Annotated in this window: 20 protein-coding genes; 1 reads left to right on the top strand and 19 read right to left on the bottom strand. The window is 45.0% G+C overall.

The window, feature by feature from the left end; all coding sequences use genetic code 11:
- Positions 1-76: 76 nt before the first annotated feature.
- From OCT63_RS17210 to OCT63_RS17160, 11 genes are all read right to left on the bottom strand, one after another.
- Positions 77-313: a hypothetical protein gene (locus OCT63_RS17210; RefSeq protein ID WP_269984149.1), complete on the bottom strand. Its 237-nt coding sequence runs from the start codon at positions 311-313 to the stop codon at positions 77-79.
- 25 nt (positions 314-338) lie between these two features.
- Entirely contained in the window at positions 339-998 is a 660-nt protein-coding gene (locus OCT63_RS17205) for a hypothetical protein (RefSeq protein WP_269984148.1), read from the bottom strand.
- The gene (locus tag OCT63_RS17200) at positions 970-1,404 is read right to left on the bottom strand and encodes a hypothetical protein (RefSeq protein WP_269984147.1); all 435 of its coding nucleotides are present in this window, start codon (positions 1,402-1,404) and stop codon (positions 970-972) included. The genes OCT63_RS17205 and OCT63_RS17200 overlap by 29 nt, the downstream gene beginning before the upstream one ends.
- A gap of 59 nt (positions 1,405-1,463) precedes the next feature.
- Positions 1,464-2,726, bottom strand: coding sequence for a hypothetical protein (locus OCT63_RS17195; RefSeq protein WP_269984146.1), 1,263 nt, complete (start codon positions 2,724-2,726; stop codon positions 1,464-1,466).
- 649 nt (positions 2,727-3,375) lie between these two features.
- Positions 3,376-4,296 (bottom strand): hypothetical protein, encoded by a 921-nt coding sequence (locus OCT63_RS17190; RefSeq protein WP_269984145.1) that lies wholly within the window; start codon positions 4,294-4,296, stop codon positions 3,376-3,378.
- A gap of 3 nt (positions 4,297-4,299) precedes the next feature.
- The gene (gene yfbR, locus OCT63_RS17185) at positions 4,300-4,911 is read right to left on the bottom strand and encodes a 5'-deoxynucleotidase (protein WP_269984144.1); all 612 of its coding nucleotides are present in this window, start codon (positions 4,909-4,911) and stop codon (positions 4,300-4,302) included.
- Positions 4,908-5,411, bottom strand: coding sequence for a hypothetical protein (locus OCT63_RS17180; RefSeq protein WP_269984143.1), 504 nt, complete (start codon positions 5,409-5,411; stop codon positions 4,908-4,910). The genes yfbR and OCT63_RS17180 overlap by 4 nt, the downstream gene beginning before the upstream one ends.
- A gap of 520 nt (positions 5,412-5,931) precedes the next feature.
- Complete coding sequence (locus OCT63_RS17175; protein ID WP_269984142.1) at positions 5,932-6,315, bottom strand: hypothetical protein; 384 nt, start codon at positions 6,313-6,315, stop codon at positions 5,932-5,934.
- Between the two features lie 544 nt (positions 6,316-6,859).
- Complete coding sequence (locus OCT63_RS17170) at positions 6,860-7,117, bottom strand: hypothetical protein (RefSeq protein WP_269984141.1); 258 nt, start codon at positions 7,115-7,117, stop codon at positions 6,860-6,862.
- A 575-nt stretch (positions 7,118-7,692) separates the two neighbouring features.
- Positions 7,693-8,397, bottom strand: a complete 705-nt coding sequence (locus OCT63_RS17165; RefSeq protein ID WP_269984140.1) for a hypothetical protein — start codon at positions 8,395-8,397, stop codon at positions 7,693-7,695.
- On the bottom strand, positions 8,390-8,602 hold the full coding sequence (locus OCT63_RS17160) for a hypothetical protein (protein ID WP_269984139.1): 213 nt from the start codon (positions 8,600-8,602) through the stop codon (positions 8,390-8,392). The genes OCT63_RS17165 and OCT63_RS17160 overlap by 8 nt, the downstream gene beginning before the upstream one ends.
- A 607-nt stretch (positions 8,603-9,209) precedes the next feature.
- Between OCT63_RS17160 and OCT63_RS17155 the strand changes: the two genes are divergently transcribed.
- Positions 9,210-9,566, top strand: a complete 357-nt coding sequence (locus OCT63_RS17155; RefSeq protein ID WP_269984138.1) for a hypothetical protein — start codon at positions 9,210-9,212, stop codon at positions 9,564-9,566.
- A 56-nt stretch (positions 9,567-9,622) separates the two neighbouring features.
- Here the strand turns inward: OCT63_RS17155 and OCT63_RS17150 are convergent, their stop codons facing one another.
- The 8 genes from OCT63_RS17150 to OCT63_RS17115 all read right to left on the bottom strand — a co-directional run bounded on the left by OCT63_RS17150 (position 9,623) and on the right by OCT63_RS17115 (position 16,105).
- Positions 9,623-9,928: a hypothetical protein gene (locus tag OCT63_RS17150; RefSeq protein WP_269984137.1), complete on the bottom strand. Its 306-nt coding sequence runs from the start codon at positions 9,926-9,928 to the stop codon at positions 9,623-9,625.
- A 45-nt stretch (positions 9,929-9,973) separates the two neighbouring features.
- On the bottom strand, positions 9,974-10,345 hold the full coding sequence (locus tag OCT63_RS17145) for a hypothetical protein (RefSeq protein ID WP_269984136.1): 372 nt from the start codon (positions 10,343-10,345) through the stop codon (positions 9,974-9,976).
- A 24-nt stretch (positions 10,346-10,369) separates the two neighbouring features.
- The gene (locus OCT63_RS17140; protein WP_269984135.1) at positions 10,370-11,824 is read right to left on the bottom strand and encodes a hypothetical protein; all 1,455 of its coding nucleotides are present in this window, start codon (positions 11,822-11,824) and stop codon (positions 10,370-10,372) included.
- A 50-nt stretch (positions 11,825-11,874) separates the two neighbouring features.
- The gene (locus OCT63_RS17135) at positions 11,875-12,354 is read right to left on the bottom strand and encodes a hypothetical protein (protein WP_269984134.1); all 480 of its coding nucleotides are present in this window, start codon (positions 12,352-12,354) and stop codon (positions 11,875-11,877) included.
- A complete protein-coding gene (locus OCT63_RS17130; RefSeq protein ID WP_269984133.1) occupies positions 12,336-12,662 on the bottom strand; it encodes a hypothetical protein in 327 nt (108 codons plus the stop codon). Before OCT63_RS17130 ends, OCT63_RS17135 begins: the two co-directional genes overlap by 19 nt.
- A gap of 560 nt (positions 12,663-13,222) precedes the next feature.
- A complete protein-coding gene (locus OCT63_RS17125; RefSeq protein ID WP_269984132.1) occupies positions 13,223-13,585 on the bottom strand; it encodes a hypothetical protein in 363 nt (120 codons plus the stop codon).
- A gap of 15 nt (positions 13,586-13,600) precedes the next feature.
- A complete protein-coding gene (locus OCT63_RS17120; protein WP_269984131.1) occupies positions 13,601-15,358 on the bottom strand; it encodes a DUF6884 domain-containing protein in 1,758 nt (585 codons plus the stop codon).
- 30 nt (positions 15,359-15,388) lie between these two features.
- Positions 15,389-16,105, bottom strand: coding sequence for a hypothetical protein (locus tag OCT63_RS17115; protein WP_269984130.1), 717 nt, complete (start codon positions 16,103-16,105; stop codon positions 15,389-15,391).
- Positions 16,106-16,297 lie beyond the last annotated feature (192 nt).

The following is a 16,297-nucleotide window of genomic DNA, read 5'->3' as shown; positions in this document are numbered from 1 at the left end:
TCGGTATGCTTAGGAAATGCAATGGCCTGATAACTGGAGAGCACTTGCCGATGATATATACCATCGACAAGGAAAATCAGCTTGCTCCTACAATCACTAATGGTTGCTGTGGCTTAACCCCCATGGGCTCGCAATCAAATCTTGATCCGAAGTAACTCAAGTCATTTGCACCGACTTTCTCCAGTACCTCTGACTCGGTCGCGTCATATGAGAAAAGTGTCTCTGTTGAGCCGTAATGGGCTTTATCTGTCATTGACTTGAAAATCGGGCGATTGAATGAATCGATACCCACAAATTGAACTTTTTTCATCATGTATTTCCTTCTAACATTGTGACAATCAAAAGCGATGATGGTCTAGAAATGCTTGTTTGTTTGAATCAACCTCCAGGCACTTGATGTTGTATTGGGCAAAAAAATCGCCCCATTCAGCCTGTGCTTCTGGATACTTCTCTTTATAGGCTCGCGAGTTCTTTCTGCTTTTTGATATCTGTTTCGCTCGTATCTCAACAAGGATCTTGACTGCATTGTCAGTAACTTTGTCACCGTTACAAACACTAGCCATAACATCAGCACCGAAATTGGTAGAACAAGCACTCTCATATAGCGCTTGATCTTCAATCCAATCCCGTAGAGCTCCTAAGCTAGTATCCCAAGCTGATTTGAGCTGCAGTCTCTTCTCCTCCCAGGTTAAACCACCATACATTTGCCGCTGATTTTGCTGCCTTGCTTGATGCTCTTCCTCTCTCTTTCGAGCCTTTTCCATCGCTTTTTGACGGTTAATGCCTTCGAGTAAACCAATATCACCTGTCTTTTTTAAACAGTCCACACCGACTACTGATACACGCCCCTCAGCTGACTTTACAAAATACCGGTTCTTTAGCATTGTTCCGCAATGTTCGCAGAAAAATGTAGGATTCCCCGGCTGCGCTTTAACAATGGTGAATGGAGCGCTACCCAGACCACTGAGTTCAAAGGTGTGTTGCGGTTTCTTGTCCATTTTCACTTCCTGTGTGTCTTTGGGTAAAAACATCAATGAGCGCCTTATTGGCGTGAATAAAGCGTGTATACATGTCAAAGTCATAATGATGTTTTGAAAGTAAGTTTTTCTTTTCTTCGTAAAAGGCAATATTCTCCCTTGCCGCTTTGACGGTTGGATCACGTAGCTGTGCAAACTTGGCCGTCAGCGCCTCTGCATTAGCCTGAAATTCTGACTCATCAATGAACCCAGCCAGCACCTTTAACTTTTGAGACTCAATACCGCGCATATGTAATAGCTCGTTTTCGTAAGCGCCTTTAAAAGTCATATATACGTCGTTGTGTTTGGCATAGTAGAAAAGTTCTAAAACAGGGAAATGTTTGGCAAGCATCTGCGCAAGTCGCGTAAAGTTCTTAATATTATTCATCTTAGAGATCTCCGAGTGAGCCCCTCCATCATCGGAGGGGCAAAGGCTTGGGGAGCCTGTTAAGCTTTTTGGATGTGGATCATCGTGGTTTTTACTGATGTACCCGACTCTTTGAACTCTTCTTCATCTAACTTTTCAATGCTGGCACCGACACTTGCAAGGAACTCTTTAAACGCTACCTGTTTTTTCTGGCTACCTATCAGCCAAGATTGACTCGCGAACGCCACCATCTCGCCGCCTGTCGCTAGATGATCCGTGTACATTTTCATAATGTGGTCTACGTCTTGATTATCTGTGAATGGTGGGTTAGCAATAATGCGGTCAAATTGTTGTGGCGGAAAAGCCATAAAGTCAGCTTGAATCGGGTCATACCCCTTATCACGTAGTGTTGCGATATTATCAGGATGAATCTCAACCAACGTCCCATTTGGCGAGATTTCAGAGGCTAAGTCCGCTAAGTTACCCGCTCCCGCTGATGGCTCAAACCATGTATGTTGAGGCTCAAGGTTGAGCTTTCGAATGGCTCTCTGACCAAGATTTGTAGGCGTCCAAAACATTTGAAACTGTTTCTTATCGTTGATCACTTCACCTTGCACTAGTGTCGCTTGAATAGTGGCCGCGCACTTCCCTTTGAAAACAAAGGTGCATTTTTTGTAGACGCCACCAGCTTTGAAAAGCAATGATTTGATCTGTGGGTAATACTCTAGCTGCTCTTTTGGCATGTGCAGCGTGTCGCCGTCTGCCGTAAACAAAGCTAACTCATCAAGCGCTGTTTTGCTTTCTGTCTTCTCTGGAGCTCCGTTTGTGGGTTCATCCCCCTTTGACCCTACTTCAGCTAGCTTCCCGTTGAACTTAAGATAGAAATATTGCTGATGAGCATAACGAAGGACGCGGGCTTGCTCTGAGGAAATTTTGTGGCGAACGCGATCATAGCCAATAGAGTCTAAAAATCCGTACAAGTCTTCTTTATAGATACCAGGTAGATTGAATTTCTTGTCTTCGCGTTCTAGCCAAATGAAGAACGGCACCTCATTGAACGGTGTTGAACCTGTTGTACAGCTCAATGTGAATACTTGACGCTCAAGACTTAAGTCAATGGGAGCGGAAACAATCGCAACGGTCGACATGCTCTCTTTGATTGAAGTCGCTCGGCAACCTTGTTTAAAAGTGTGTGTGCGGTAGCGATCTTTTGTACTATCGCCTTTTGTATCCGCAGTTGAACCGCAGTCATAAATCAATTCGGCAATCACATCCGCTGCGCGGATCTGCTTCATAACTTGATTAAACTCACTTCTGTTTTCTATTGGAAAATGAATACCCATAGCATTGCCCCCAAGCAATTGAAATAATGGTGAAGATTTCCTCACCGCACATAGTAATTATATAAAAAAACCAATTTATTACCATAAACTAGCACAAATTAAACACAATTATAGTTGTTGACTTTGGTGCGGACAAAGGCAGCACAATAGGGCTTGAAAGAGGGTTGCTCTTAGCTTGCTCCAGGCGAAGCCGTCTCGGGAGTAAGCGTTGAAAAGCGCTTAGCTTGGCGAAGCCAATTCCTCTTGACCACCAGCTGACCTGCACTTCCCTGTGACAACGCGCTCCACCGTTGGCACTGGGAATGCGGCTGGTGGACAAACAGCCTTGAGCAAACAGATTCTTTTCCAATGGGGAGCTCTGCTAAGCCCGTGACAACCGTCTTTTTGGTTGGCGCGAGGCTTTGCACCCCATTGGCTTCATTACGCGAGGTACGAGCTCATAGAGCCCTTCGTGAGATACGAGCGTTAGGGCTCTGCAAAGGTAAAGCATGGGCGGGTGGGCCTCGGTATGCTTAGGAAATGCAATGGCCTGATAACTGGAGAGCGCGATATCTACACCTTAATATCGTCGGGTTGAGAGACAAAAAAAGCCCGGAGCATTTGCTACGGGCTTTACCATTGTGGATGGGAATGTAAGCTTATTCAAACATCAAGCAGTCACAACCGGTATCGTATTTCGAAGTTTATAGATAGCGCGATACTGTTCAAGCAAGCCATCGAACCATTCAGAGAAATACGCAAGAGGAACGTTGAGTTTCAATTCGTCGCTGATCAACCAAACAAGTTCCTCGAACTCCAATTTTTTAGCCAGCTTGTGGACAGCCAATACATTGACCAACGCTTGATTATTCGGCATGTCATCATTCAAGACTACGTCGCCGAGTAAGTACGTCCAAACGGGGCAATCTAGTGCGTATTCACCGTCTTCACCTTTCGTCAAATTAGCCGTGTTAGCAGCAATGAATGTCATCATGTCATCAAAAGCAGCCCTTACTTCTTGGCGCTGTGGTTGAGTGACTCTGTGGTGTTGGTAAAGGAGTGGTATTAACTTTGTCACACCCTGCTCTAGCAGAGCTTTCTCAAACGCATCAATTTCGGGCACTGACCCCAGTTCCTGATCTTTGAATGTTCCGCCTTTGAAATTCTCAATGGCAAATTCAATGATCTCGTCCGTGAACTTGATCAGCTCCGTCTCATCTTCGCCAGGTTCGACATTCAGAGAGCGGTGGGTATGATATTCGCCAACGAACACGTATCCGCTGCTATGACGCTCTTCTACGACCTTGTGACCAAATTCGACCTCACCGATTCGAAATTCAAGATCAAATTCATCCTCACCATTCGTATTATTGTCGATAGCTTCATCTAAACCAGCCACGTAATACTCTTTAGACTCAAGGCTATTTAACCAATCAAGGATAGCTGGGCTAAAGCCATTATTGGTTGCGAATTCAATGATGGCTTGTTTGTTATGTGTCGCTCGGTTTTCGTTATCCAAAACGTTTAACAAACATTCGGCACCTTGCGAGAGGTAGTTCGATTTTTTAATAAGGGCGTGAAGAGCATCCATGGTTTATTCATCCTCTATCAGGTTATCTAATGATTGGTTACAAAGTTCAAAGTTAAGCTCAAAGAACTTCTCCACTTCAGGCAGCTTGGAGCGTGTCATATCAAGCTTTTTGCTCAATTTTGTAAACGCTTTTAAAAACTCGTCTGTATTACTCGCTAGCTCACGAGTACAAAACAGATAAGCGCAAATGTCATCGGCAGCTTTAACGATCGCTTTCTCTAATGGCGGTTGGGCTTCATGCACGACTAGCCTCTCAAACCGTCCATGCAACTCAGGAATAACGGTTTTACTCACTCTCACTTCAACGTCATGCTCAATCTCTTTGATTGCAGTGGTAAGCGCTGGGTTGCTGTATTTCAAAGGACTCGGTATATCGCCGACTCCACAAGCCTCGCTCAGCTCATGAAACAGTGCCATCATGCCGATTTCATTAGGGCAGTATTCGCGGTTGAATAGCGCCACACCGTAGGATGCGATCGTGTGTGCAATCACCGCCACTTCAAACGAATGTTCTGCATCATTGTCGCGATTTTCTGAACTCATGAGTGACCAACGCTGGATATTTTTCTGGCGGAGCATCCAGGCGGGTAAAGAGTTGGGTTTGAAATTGTTCATGCCGCCACCTCATCTGTGCCATTGTCGCGCATTGGGTCGATGACAAAGCCATCACCATCCAATGATTGCGCGTTATACGCATCAAGCGCGGATTGAAGCATTTGGAACTCATAACCGGAGCCGATGAAGTCATTGCCAACAAATCCACAAATCACGTTATCTTGAATGCCAGTTTGAGACTCCCATTCACGACCAGTCCAGTAAGAAGCTTCTACAAAGAAAACCCCTGCACGGCGGATCCGAGCCTTAAAATTGCGTTCTTCGCGTTTGAGTTGCTCTGGGCAACGATCGTGATTAACCTTTGGACAGAACACATCCCCTGCAAGGTCTTCATATCGCCAAAACGTATCGCTATGAGCCTCCACTTTAATTTTGCCTTGAAGTACCGCAATCGCGAGCGCCTCACAGCCCTCAACGTCAAGCTTTGTAGATTGGTCTAGCTGCTTCGCTAATGACTTAATCGCCGTTTTAGATAGCGCATTTACTCGATTATTTTTCATACATGCCCCCAAGCATTATTGAGTGATTAACTAACTGTTTTTCAACTATTTAAGTATAGCAGAACCCCAATTAATTACCATAAATTAGCACGCAATAAACGTGATTAATTCTGTTGACTTTTGCACGGACAAAGGTGACACAATAGGGCTCAAAAGAGGGTGCTCTTAGCTTTTTTAGGCGAAGCCGTTAATAAAAAGCGTTGAAAAGTTTTAGCTAAGGCGAAGCCGACTTCATTTGCTCAATCGATTTCTGCAGGAGGGATGCCAGCGTGTGTTTGCTGGCTGTCACTACTGCTTCGATTGAGCAGCAGTCTTGAACGAAACAAACAGAAGTGCAACATCGGCGCACGGAGCATAATGATGGTTTCCATCATCTATGCTCTGTGCGCGTTGCGCGTACTTATGGCAGGAGGAACGAGTGCCATAAGCCAAAGGGTATAGCACGGGTGGGTGGGTCACAGTGTGCGAAGGGTTCCCCTTTTAACGGAGTGTCAGACACCTCCCTTTCGGGAGGTGCTGTTTACTGCTCAGTGGGTACCAGCTCATCACTGCGCTGTTCATAATTCTCGATCAGGCGTTCAAGTTTCTTCGGTGTGAATTGGTCATACGGGATGAGGTTGAACTCTTCCTTTACTTTCAAGCGAATAGAGCGCTGAGTTAAGTTAGGCTCACGAATCGCAACTTGCTCAACGGCTTGAAAAAATTGTACTTGTCGCGCCAAGCGCAAAGTAAGCACGTCATTTTGCTTTTTCTCCTGCCATTTATTGAAAATCACATATCCAATAATGGATGGAATGATTGCGGCAAGGAGTACACATACCCCCTCAATGGTCGAACCTAACACATTTGGGTCAAGAAGCAGTGATGCCAAATCTTTTGCTTTTGTTGCGTTCTCAATATCCATAAATCCTCCTAAGTAACTTATTGTATTTTATCAATTTCAACCATTTAATACCATAAATTAGCACCAAATAAACGCAATTAAACTTGTTGACTTTGGTACGGACAAAGGAGGCACAATAGGGCTCGAAAGAGGGTCGCTCTGAGCTTTCCCAAGGCGAAGCCGTCTCGTGGGAAGCGTTGAAAAGCTTTTGCTTGGCGAAGCCAAATCCTTTTGGCCACCAGTGATTCTGCACTTCCCTGTGACAATGCGTACCATCGTTGGCACTGGGAATGCAGTTGGTGGACAAACAGCCTTGAGCTAACAGAATCTTTTCCAATAGGAATACTGCACAGCCGCGTGACAAGCGTCTTTTTGCTTGGCGCGAGGGTTTGCCCTATTGGCTTCATTATGGCGAGGTACGAGCATCACAGCTCTACGTGAGGCACGAGCGTTAGAGCGAGCAAAGGTAATCGTGGGCAGGGGTGGGCCTCGGCGTGCGTAGGAAATGCAATGGCCTGATAAGGGAGAGTTATCGCTGAGCAGCTTGGCTGCCCAGCGCGTTGTCTTAGTCGTAGATACAAAGTACTCCTGGGTTGTGCCACTCAGCATGCAGGCCGTGCTTATCCAGTACCTTGGTGATCTTATCGTTAATGAACGGGGCAAAACTAAAACATGGGTAGTATTCAGCCCATGTCTCAGTGTCGTTAGACTCTGCTGACACTTCGAAGTACCCACCCCACTCATTGCGAAGAACCGGTGCGCCCATGGCTTTCAGCTCATCAAAAGCCTTCTGTGATTTCTTTGTGTGTTTTAAATTACTCATACATGCCCCCAAGCATTGATTTCGTGGTTAACACTTTGTTTTCCAACTGTTTTAATTATAGCACCCCACAGAATAATTACCATATGTTAGCACCAATTAATAGTGAATTATAATGCTTGCATTTCAGCGGACAAAGTAGTCACAATAGGGCTCGAGAGAGGGTCGCACTTAGCTTTCCCAAGGCGAAGCCGTCTCGGGGGAAGCGTTAAAAAGCTCTTAGCTTGGCGAAGCCAATTCCTTTTGGCCACCAGCGGCTCTGCACTTCCCCGTGACAATGCGCTCCACCGTTGGCACTGGGAATGCTGATGGTGGTCAAACAGCCTTGAGCTAACGAATTCTTTTCCAATGGGGAAATCTGCTAAGCCCGTGACAACCGTCTTTTTGGTTGGCGCAAGGCTTTGCACCCCATTGGCTTCATTATGCGAGGTACGAGCTTCAGCTCAGCGTGAGGTACGAACGGTTGAGCGGGCAAAGGTAAAGCATGGGCGGGTGGGCCTCGGTATGCTTAGGAAACGCAGTGGCCTGATAACTGGAGAGCACCATTGGTCGGGCTACGTGCCCAACCAATTCGGTCCTTATCCCTGCAATTCGTAGTACTCAAACTCTGGGTCGTTTGAAACCACTTCAGAAGTGTTGATTCGAAATGTTGATAATCGAGACTTGTTGCATCTTAAGATCATTCCTTTTGGATTCACTTCATATTCATCCAAATTATCGCTAACAAAAAGATCTGATAGCACCCCCCTCTGGAAAAACTCGGGTGGTTTGGTACCTAGCATTTGCTTGAAGATCTCGTTTGTGCGCGGCTGCAGTTGGTCTGTCAACGCAACTTGCGCCATCTTGTAATTAACGAACGCGTGTAAAAGCTCGTGATATTTGAATCGGCCTGTTTGATGCTCCCAGGGGTTTTCAATGGCCGTGTGTTTATACAAAAGATCGAGTAAGTTTGAGCATTCTTCCACACCAAATGTGCGCAACAAACCACCTTTCTCTTTGGCGGTCAATTTAAGGCCCGTCTTTGCAACAAACCAATCCAGAAAAGCAACAGCTTCTGGTAGGTCGTTGTTATATTGTTCCCACTTTTTAATAAAGTCCTTTGAGGCTTTATTCTCAATCACTTTAAGCGCTCCAGGATTCAAGCCAATTGTGGTATCCCAAGGCTTTGCAATCTGACGAACAAAGGAAATACTGCCGAGTGTGTTCAGCATCTTATATGCTATGATCAGCCAAGTTTTTAATTCATTGGCTTCCTTCTGCGTCATCGCTTCATATTTACTCATGAGCATGCTCTCCATTGTTTTCATTTCGACTGACTTTAGACTTCCCTAAATGGAAAAATGGAACAATGAAAGCTGTGATCACCAACATCATTAAGCCTGTGTGGAAAGCGACAAAAGCGAAATCAACACTCACTAGTCCGAAAAACTCCGCAAACAACGGCAACCACATTACAGCCAAGCTGTATAAAAATAATTTCTTTGTCATACATGCCCCCAAGCATTTAAATCGTTGGTAACCCATTGTTTCCCAACTGTTTTAATTATAGTAAAACCCCTCACTAATTACCATAAATTAGCACTAAATAAATGCAATTATATCGTTTGACTTTGGCGCGGACAAAGTGGACACAATAGGGCTCGAAAGAGGGTTGCTCTTAGCTTTCCCAAGGCGAAGCCGTCTCGGGGGAAGCGTTAAAAAGCTCTTGGCTTGGCGAAGCCAAATCCTTCTGGCCACCAGAGTTTCTGCAGTTTCCTGTGACAATGCGCCCTATCGTTGGCACTGGAAATGCGGCTGGTGGACAGTCAGCCTTGAGCGAAGCAAATTTCTTTTCCAATGGGGAGCCCTGCAAAGCCCGTGACAACCGTCTTTTGGGTTGGCGCGAGGCTTTGCACCCCATTGGCATCATCAAGCGAGGTACGAGCATATAGAGCCCTTCGTGAGGTACGAGCGTTAGGGATCTGCAAAGGTAATAGCATGGGAGGGTGGGCCTCGGAATGCGTAGGAAATGCAATGGCCTGATAACTGGAGAGTTGAACAATTCATAATCAGTGATTATAGTGCTGTATGAATTCACAGCATTGGATAAGGGAATATGAATACTCAGGAAACACCAAGTGCACAACAAATGATTATGTCTGCCGCTTCATGGGCCATTGGGGTGGTTTTAGGCTTGCCCTTACTTATTTGTGAAATATCAGGCCTTACTTTTTCACAATTAGTGGATCTTATTGGCAGCCAAATGTACTCATTGATCCCACTGGTACCCCTTTGGTTTTCGACCTTAGATCCTGTTAGAAGCATTCTTCTCGCTTTACCAACCATAGCCATGGCTGCTGCTCTCCCACTGATCAACATATTTTACGTGGATGCCATATCGCATGGTGTTGAAGTTGTTTTAATCCTGGTGTCCCTGCTTGCAACTTACTTACTTTATCGAAAGTTTGAGTAAGCCATTTAAAAAGGAGCCTTCAAGGCTCCTTTTTTGACACTAACAAGCTTGAATTATCAAGGAAAAGCCACCGGTTCTGATTGTAGGCAAAACTTAATTGCATAAAATCTTAAGCTATCTGACGGCTTACCAATTGCTACCCACTCATGATAATCAATGGTCAGTTGAACTTCTGCATGCTCCATTATGCCTTTGGCTGTCTGAACAGACATATTGTTCGAAGAAGTTTTGCCGTTACCAAGTTCAGTAATTAAGTTATCAATAGTACTTTTCCCAAAAGCTTTATCTAGCTCCTCTCTCTTGGCCTCGAACCAATGCGCGTTGTGCGACGCTGAAGCCTTAATAGTTGCAATTTGTTTCACGCTTTCACCTCTTAACTATTGTCAGATATACCCTGGACCTCGGAACTAAAGGTTCGAAATACTCTTAAGGGTCATATTTCGCACTTCATCCGGGCATAAGACTGTGAGGCGGTCACCTATATCAATAGAAGGCTTTTCCCGTGGAACTATTAAATAAACATTAAGACGCTCGTTGTATTTTCTATGCAGTTTAAGATAACACTCAACACCGTTCTTCATTACAGTGGGCTTAAATTTTGAAGCTAATTTAAAGCTAGGATTAAGCAAAAGTGAATGAATATCTTTTTTTGGATCATCTGAATATACATCGACATATTGAGTTCCTGTTGAATAATGATTAACAATTTCACCCACTAGAACAAAGGGACTCTCTGGTGGCTCACAATGCGCTTGGGCAGCGTAGTATCTAGTTATCATGATTTTTTAACTCCAACCTGTCTATTAATCGATATCAATACCGATGAAGGAATTTTGGTTAATCAAGATGTAGTAGTAGCCATTAGCGCAACCTTTGTACTCCTTACTGAAATACCCGCACATATCACCAAGGGAGGTTGTTTCGACGCTTGCGGATCCATCATAGCCTTGAAAGGAAAAACGAGAGCTGCTGTATTTCTCCATCTTAGCGACGGAGTCTTGAATCGCTTTGCCTTCGTACCCTGCTGCTTTCGCGACGGTCTCAACCGAGATAACTTGGCCATCAATACGAGTACCTGAAGTGATGTTGTTCTTGTAAGGGCAGACAAGCGGGTCTGAATAGCGACAAGTATCAATGAAGTGATTACTAAACGTCGACTTCATAGCTAGTCGATTGAATTTTGCCGTAGTCTTAATGTCGTTTTTCCAAGCGACCATTTGGCGCTGCTCGTCGGTTTCGCTCTCTAGAATACGTATAGAGACAATTTTGCGTGCTGACGTGCTGAAGTACTCACCATTCTTGCCCCGTGTGATGATTGCTAGATTGCCGTTGTAGAGAAAGAATTTTGCTTCCTTGCCGTCGCTATCTAGCGCCTTATAAGTCAGCTTGTCGGTCAACACCTGCTTCATACGAACTGCAAAAGATGTTTGGCCATCGTTATCAGGCGCAAATCTCTCTTCATCAAAAGCACGTTCATACGTTTGCGCCTTCATGAAAAAATCCCCGGTTACCCCATTTTTCTGCATGGCAAAAGTTGTTGGGTGCGAAGTCTTCATGTTATTTAACCCTGACGCGCCTAACTTAATGATCTTCAAAAGAGTGGTATCACTTGGTAGTTTTCCGGCGAGTTCAGTCAGTGTTTGACCGTTTCGTAAAGCGCTATGAATTGCTACGAACATCTTCATCGCTTCTTCATTAAGAGCACTGCTGCCAAGAGACTCGTGACACACAAACAGGCTGTAAACCATGATTTCTACGAGGCTGTGTCCGTTTACGCTGCGGTAACGCTCAGAGAAGTTGGGGTTCTGCACGATTTCAATCCCATTCAACTCATCATTATCACGCGCCACATAGCGAACGTTGGCGTCAAACGTTCTGTAGAGCGCATCATAGGCATCGACCAGTACGTCATAATCCGTCGAACCTTCAGCTTTCAGCTCTAAAAGCCAATCAATGACATCGGTTGATTCAGAGTCCGGGTCAAAGATACCGAAGCAAAGGGGATTAAATGCACGATTTTGTGGGCTCAACGACGTCATAAATAGCCATTTCAATAGACGCTCGACGTTGCCTTTTTTGATGGTCTGGTATCGGTCAAGGCTATCATTGAACTGCATCAACATAGCACTAATGGCTGTTGCATCCATGTTGTATCCACCGATATTGACAAGCCAACGGTCAAGCATGCGTTGATCGGTTGCGTGTTTAGTAATGCCGCACAGCTCCAATGCTGTACCAATCTTCTGTAAAATTCCCATGATATTGCCCCCAAGCAATTGATTAATGGTTTGGTGCCGATGTTGGCGTGTTACTTAATTCGAAAAACTAAATCCCCGTCTTGTTCAATGTTCATGACTCCCTCAAACACATTGAGCGCTTTAATCTGAGCTTTGGCCTCTTCTTTAAACCAGTTCATGCCCTCCACTTCAGATAAGCTGCCTACTCGAATGTACAGATCTGAAATGACATCCGGGTTGAGTCGTAGGTGAATAACTAAATCTACCTTTGAGGGGGAGTCAATACGCACGTAGGTGGGCTCATCCGCTTCGCCACCTTTTAGGTAGTCACTAGTGATGACTTTAAACATGTGCCTTGTACGCTCAAAGACGTCAGCTTTGTGAAGGTCAATGGCAGCTTGCTCCACATCAAAGCCTGCATTCTCCATGTATTGAAAGGCCATATTCTCAAGTTCTATCCCTTCGTCAGTGCCCTCAAAATCATCAAGCACTAGATTAGCCTTATAGACCACTGCAAACAGGGCAAGCGCATTTAAGACATGTAATTGCATTGGCATTGATCCTCTAAATTAAGTACTCGTTTCAGATAATCGTATTTTGCAGGAACAAACCGAATGGTCCCTCGCTCAACACTGTCAGCTAGTCCAGGATTAATATCTTTGGTTGACTCAGCCCAGGCCATTAGCACTTGCTTTTCAAGCTCATGAATTTGAGAAATGTACCCTTCGACAACCTCTTTAACGTCTTCAGAATTCAAAGCGCAAATATCAAGCTGTCTAAATTCAGCTTTCTTCTTCATCAAGCGAATAAAAACAGGCTTTACCGCATCAATGAAACTCGGGATTGTTCTATCTCGCATCGGTCCAATTCCTTATGCCTTCCCACTTAGATAAGTATACCACTTCCGCCATTAATTACCATAAACTAGCATCAAATAAATGCAGTTATAGTGTTTGACTTTGGCGCGGACAAAGGAGGCACAATAGGGCTCGAAAGAGGGTTGCTTTTAGCTTTCCCAAGGCGAAGCCGTCTCGGGAGAAAGCGTTGAAAAGATCTTAGCTTGGCGAAGCCAATGCCTCTTGGCCACCAGCGGTTCTGCACTTCCCCGTGACAATGCGCTTCATCGTTGGCACTGGGAATGCGGCTGGTGGACAAACAGCCTTGAGCTAACAAATTCTTTCCCAATAGGAATACTGCATAGCCGCGTGACAAGCGTCTTTTTGCTTGGCGCGAGGGTTTGCCCTATTGGCTTCATTATTGCGAGGTACGAGCATTACAGCTCTACGTGAGGTACGAGCGTTAGAGCGAGCAAAGGTAATCGTGGGCAGGGGTGGGCCTCGGCGTGCGTAGGAAATGCAATGGCCTGATAAGGGAGAGCGACTCACAGAATAACTTCTGTGAGTAAAATGGATGGTGAGTCTATAGAGAATGATCGGTGTCGGGGAACAATTTGCCGACAAGTAGTTTACCTTGACGCTCTAGCTCTACATGAATCGCATTAAATGGGGGCCTTGAAATCTTGTGGTAGGTTGGACTTGAAGAAACGCTCTTCGAAATACCAGTGATCTCTTGCATTGGTTTCTTTGGCGAAAACGCAATGTAGTTTTCACACTCAGAGAGATAGAGCTGCAAAGTAAAACCAATTCCACCATAGATTTCACTCAGAAGAATGATCGCCCGGTTGTTCAGCGTGAACACACCGCTGCGAATGGTGACTCCTGGCGGTTTGGCTTTAGGTACATACTTTTTTTCATGTGGCACAGTAACTGGGTTGAATTTCATGATCTTCCTTTTCATTTAGGCGGCTCGGCTATCTAACAAGAGCGGCAGTTGAACGGGTATTTTTTCACCTTCTACCACAATTCCACTCTTACTGGGTTTGGGAGTTAAGTTGGTTTCTTGGATCGCTCTGAATCGACATTCTTCTGGTTCGAATTTGACCAGATCATCGACCCAATATCGAAATGCTAACGGGTTGATTCGTTTCTGCACCTCAAAGAGCGCTTCACGAACAGCTCTATGACCTAACATTTGCCACATGTGCTTCACCGCTTCTTCGCAATCATCTTCATCTGGCATAGGCATCTGAAGCATCGTGTGGTCTGAAAGTAAAGCGTTATACAGGCCGTAAAACTCAATGACGGCTTCTGCATTGAGTTTGTCTATCAGCAAATCATAGAGCTCGTCTGAAACAAGGGGGGAGTGGTCAGCTTGGTAGAACTCATCTTGATAGGAATAAGCTTGATATTGCTTTGATGAAGGCATGTGTTTCTCGACATGTGCATTGGTCAGCTCAGCAGCAACAACACTCCCATATCTCTTACTTGTCTTATGGCCAAACAGCGCAGCAGTACGCGCACAATCAAGCGAGACGTCAACATCATACATTCGAGCAAGGGTCAGGCGTGGTTTAAGCTTGTAGGAATCCGTGTATTCACTCATTGCAAAGAAATGTACTTTTTGAATCAGGGCCGCATTCTTCTTCGGGTTCTTTAAGGCTAGAAGTGCATTGATATCAGCGAGCGGCAGTTCAAAATCAATGGTGCTGTTTTTGAGGCATGGGATCCCTAAGCGGACTTTTGGGCTGTAACCCAACACGGCCCATGTATCGAGTGCCTGCTTTCGGATATCGTCACAGCGATGAATAGGAACGATGACCTCTACTAAATGACTCCATTTCAAGATTCTCTTCTTGTGACGCTTCACAATGTCGATGGCATTCTGAGGGTGAAACGGGTCATCTGGAACGACGATACTGATGTTTTTGAGTTGCTTACGAGGCAAGGAATTAATGATCTTTTCATACTCATCGAATACCCACATATCATCAATTTCATGACCTTTATTCACTAACGTGATCAGCCCGTTATCGATGAATAGCTTAACGTTCTTTGTGGCTTCAATAAGGGCGGCCATTAGGTCTGTTGATTTACTTGTATTCACGCGTGCAAGCGTGGTTCCTAAGTCCTGGCCACCAGCAAGGTAACCAAGCTCAGAACGGTTCGCGATACCGCTACGAAACCAAACAGGCTCTTTGTGCGAGTCTTTCGTGGCGCTTAACAAGCATCGCTTTAGTCGTCCTTTAAGATCACCGATTCCAATCGCCTTTTCCGACATGTAGCGGTAGTCAAACTTATTGAAGAACTCACTACTACGCTTTCGCTTATCTTTCTCAGTTTTGGCACCTCCTTGAATAATCGCCTCAAACGCCGCCAAGTAATCGTTAAACAAACAGACATATATGTCTCGGTCATCGTTATAGAACGGCTTCAATGCCTGATTAAACGCACGACGATGGCGGTCAGCGTATGCCTGCATGTCTGCTTGGCATTTACGTGAGTGCATTTTTCTATCATACGGCTCAATTACCTTATCCGCATGAACAAGCCCAAGTTCCGCGCTTAAGATGAAGATCTCAAACACCTGAGTCGGTGATTCATGATTCGCTCTGAGAAGCTTAAACAGCTCGCCTTCGTACATATCAAATGCACGGCAAGCATGAGCTTTCTTCGACCCCGAACACGGGATGATAAGTAATGGTTTCTTAATCAACATACTTTATTGCCCCCAAGCATATGTCTTGTATTAAATTTCGCCCTGTACCAAAGCGATTTGATAGTTCCCTTCCAAATGGTCATCCTCATTGATGACCGCCATCTGATGGTCAATTAGGTTTTCTAACTCTTGTTCCGTCAGCCCACCGACGTATTTCGCCTTTTCGGTTTGATCTGCATGAGCAAGCTGAGTTGGCAACAATGGGCATTCGGTAAAGTCCATCCGGGCAGTCAAATACAGAGCCATCGCCACCAGTGCAGCACGCTTGGTTTCAAAGATTTTCATGACTTGAGCGTCATCAATGTCGGTGTGGTAATCTCGGATATAGAACTTCAATTCCCAACAGATAGGATTGTTTACTGTCAAGAGCAGCTGAACGCTGCGACGAAAAGCGACCGTTTGTTTTTTTTCTGGAATGATCAGTTCCCCATAAAGCTCTTCATCGATATCTTCCCAACCATAGGGATCGTAATGGCTCCAAACACTGGAGCTAATGTCAGGTAAGTCGGTGCAAGGTTCAACGGACAGCATTGGCATGTGGTATTTGCTACTGAGTAGATCTCCATCAGCTTCCGGTTTGCTAATCCCCACAATATTGCCCCCACAATGACGCGCAACAATAGAGCCAATGTCATCCATGAATGACATGAACTTTTCCTCTGTTTCAAGCTCACCAAACAGCTCTGGATTAATCAGTAACCCAGCAACAATTTCAGCCAGCTCGTATGGGTAAATTTTCTTTGTCATAACAACCCCTTATCAACTAAACCTGAACCATAAATATAGCAGAAATTGCAATTATTTACCATAAACTAGCACCTCACAGGTGTAATTATAGTTGTTGAATTTGGCGCGGACAAAGGAGGCACAATAGGGCTCGAAAGAGGGGAGCTCTTAGCTTTCCCAAGGCGAAGCCGTCTCGTGGGAATGCGTTAAAAA

It is taken from the genome of Vibrio sp. RW, from assembly GCF_027587105.1.
In the GTDB taxonomy this organism is placed as follows: Bacteria; Pseudomonadota; Gammaproteobacteria; order Enterobacterales; family Vibrionaceae; genus Vibrio; species Vibrio toranzoniae.
The sequence above is the reverse complement of the archived record's forward strand: the minus strand, read 5'-3'. Positions and strand labels throughout refer to the sequence as shown.

Excerpts from the sequence above, each read along its gene's own strand:
- OCT63_RS17210 (WP_269984149.1), bottom strand. The coding sequence starts at position 313 with ATGATGAAAAAAGTTCAATTTGTGGGTATCGATTCATTCAATCGCCCG.
- OCT63_RS17205 (WP_269984148.1), bottom strand. The coding sequence starts at position 998 with ATGGACAAGAAACCGCAACACACCTTTGAACTCAGTGGTCTGGGTAGC.
- OCT63_RS17200 (WP_269984147.1), bottom strand. The coding sequence starts at position 1,404 with ATGAATAATATTAAGAACTTTACGCGACTTGCGCAGATGCTTGCCAAA.
- OCT63_RS17195 (WP_269984146.1), bottom strand. The coding sequence starts at position 2,726 with ATGGGTATTCATTTTCCAATAGAAAACAGAAGTGAGTTTAATCAAGTT.
- OCT63_RS17190 (WP_269984145.1), bottom strand. The coding sequence starts at position 4,296 with ATGGATGCTCTTCACGCCCTTATTAAAAAATCGAACTACCTCTCGCAA.
- yfbR (WP_269984144.1), bottom strand. The coding sequence starts at position 4,911 with ATGAACAATTTCAAACCCAACTCTTTACCCGCCTGGATGCTCCGCCAG.
- OCT63_RS17180 (WP_269984143.1), bottom strand. The coding sequence starts at position 5,411 with ATGAAAAATAATCGAGTAAATGCGCTATCTAAAACGGCGATTAAGTCA.
- OCT63_RS17175 (WP_269984142.1), bottom strand. The coding sequence starts at position 6,315 with ATGGATATTGAGAACGCAACAAAAGCAAAAGATTTGGCATCACTGCTT.
- OCT63_RS17170 (WP_269984141.1), bottom strand. The coding sequence starts at position 7,117 with ATGAGTAATTTAAAACACACAAAGAAATCACAGAAGGCTTTTGATGAG.
- OCT63_RS17165 (WP_269984140.1), bottom strand. The coding sequence starts at position 8,397 with ATGAGTAAATATGAAGCGATGACGCAGAAGGAAGCCAATGAATTAAAA.
- OCT63_RS17160 (WP_269984139.1), bottom strand. The coding sequence starts at position 8,602 with ATGACAAAGAAATTATTTTTATACAGCTTGGCTGTAATGTGGTTGCCG.
- OCT63_RS17155 (WP_269984138.1), top strand. The coding sequence starts at position 9,210 with ATGAATACTCAGGAAACACCAAGTGCACAACAAATGATTATGTCTGCC.
- OCT63_RS17145 (WP_269984136.1), bottom strand. The coding sequence starts at position 10,345 with ATGATAACTAGATACTACGCTGCCCAAGCGCATTGTGAGCCACCAGAG.
- OCT63_RS17140 (WP_269984135.1), bottom strand. The coding sequence starts at position 11,824 with ATGGGAATTTTACAGAAGATTGGTACAGCATTGGAGCTGTGCGGCATT.
- OCT63_RS17135 (WP_269984134.1), bottom strand. The coding sequence starts at position 12,354 with ATGCAATTACATGTCTTAAATGCGCTTGCCCTGTTTGCAGTGGTCTAT.
- OCT63_RS17130 (WP_269984133.1), bottom strand. The coding sequence starts at position 12,662 with ATGCGAGATAGAACAATCCCGAGTTTCATTGATGCGGTAAAGCCTGTT.
- OCT63_RS17125 (WP_269984132.1), bottom strand. The coding sequence starts at position 13,585 with ATGAAATTCAACCCAGTTACTGTGCCACATGAAAAAAAGTATGTACCT.
- OCT63_RS17120 (WP_269984131.1), bottom strand. The coding sequence starts at position 15,358 with ATGTTGATTAAGAAACCATTACTTATCATCCCGTGTTCGGGGTCGAAG.
- OCT63_RS17115 (WP_269984130.1), bottom strand. The coding sequence starts at position 16,105 with ATGACAAAGAAAATTTACCCATACGAGCTGGCTGAAATTGTTGCTGGG.